Here is a 1,494-nt window from a genome sequence, read left to right as displayed (position 1 = left end):
AGCGGCTGCTGTTAAGAAGCAAGTGGAAGTGACTCCCAAAGAAAAAAAGCGCTTGAATGTTCAGATGGATGAGTTATGGTCATTCGTTGATAGTAAAGGCAATCAGCAGTGGGTCTGGCTGGCATTGGATGCCCAGACTAGGGAAATTGTTGGTGTACATATTGGAGATCGTAGCGCAGTATCGGCTCAATATCTATGGAATTCAATGCCACCAGTGTACCGTCAATGTGCAGTAATTTATACTGACCACGTTTTGTGCTTATGATTCTGTATTGCCCAGCAAACGTCATCAAAGCGTAGATAAAGATAGTGGTTTTACTAGCTATATCGAGCGCTTCAACTGTACTATTCGACAACGAGTGTCTCGACTGGTAAGAAAGAGCCTAGCCTTCTCTAAAAAATTAGAAAATCATATTGCTGCAATTTGGCGGTTTGTGCATCATTACAATGCTAATTTACAACTCTAAATCCCTACTTTTATTTGAATTCAGTTTTATTCTCTCGATCCTTTCCTTCAGGGGACTACCCGTATTTAGCTCGCCCGTAACTTTCGATATCGACCCATGTATCAGCACCGCAAATCACGGCACAAATTGAGATGGTAATAATATCAATTAATTGATGATGTTTCGTCCGCTCAATTCTTGGATCTTCTCAGTCAGCAAAATGGTCGGCGATGGTGATTTTAGGTTTAAGTTTCATGCAGGGCAAACTCTAATTAAATATTTTTTGAGTAATCAAGAACCATCCTCCAATATACCATATTCTGTTAATATGAAATTTAGATGCGTTCGCCCTGTGATAAACGTGAGCTAGTCTTTGGGCAATCGCACTTTTTGACCTGCTTAGTTTAAACTCCAATTATCAAGCTTATGACGAAAAACTGTCATTTCTGGTCATAGGCCTGACAATCAACAGATAAAGACAAAAACCATTATTTTGTCCTATAACCCTTGCCAGAAAAGCGTTATAGCCACAAGTTTTTAGACCTGAATCCTTACTTTCAACTTAAAGTGCGGAATGTGGGTTACATCAATTTAGTAAGCAGAGACAACCAATCACCCTTTCCAATTTCGGTTGAAACCGCATCACCTTAAATTTGGGGCAATTGGATGGCAATCGCCTGTAGCCGGAGCCGAGCGCCCCTAGCCGCTTGCCCATAGCCCGAGCGGGTCTCAATCGCGGGCGATCGTCAAAAGATCTCAAAAGGGTTCTATATGTAGTAGCCATTTTACCTCTCAACGATTCTACCGACCCTTCATGACAGACGGCGGTCAAAAACTGACATTGGGGGTAAAAAAGCAGGTTCTGGCGTTAAAGAGGAACGAGCAATCGGATCTCGGAGCATCGAGGAACACCCAAAAGCCTTACGGTGTATAGATTGAGCGAAAGATAAAAATTATTTTCGCAAAACGCTTGACAAGCCCTTGCGAAATAAGTATATTAATAAAGCGCCAGAGAGAGAGCGGTTCACACCGCGAACTTAAGGCACAG

2 pseudogenes are annotated in these 1,494 nt (G+C 42.2%); one reads left to right on the top strand and one right to left on the bottom strand.

The window, feature by feature from the left end:
- Nucleotides 1–467, top strand: a pseudogene (locus JGK11_RS32695) (IS1 family transposase); the annotation flags it as partial.
- A gap of 64 nt (nt 468–531) precedes the next feature.
- Here the strand turns inward: JGK11_RS32695 and JGK11_RS32690 are convergent.
- Nucleotides 532–702: pseudogene (locus JGK11_RS32690) on the bottom strand (transposase family protein); the annotation flags it as partial.
- Nucleotides 703–1,494: the final 792 nt, after the last annotated feature.

This window comes from Microcoleus sp. PH2017_34_RAT_O_A, assembly GCF_020737885.1.
Lineage (GTDB): Bacteria > Cyanobacteriota > Cyanobacteriia > Cyanobacteriales > Microcoleaceae > Microcoleus.
This window is presented reverse-complemented; position numbering and strand designations above follow the sequence as displayed.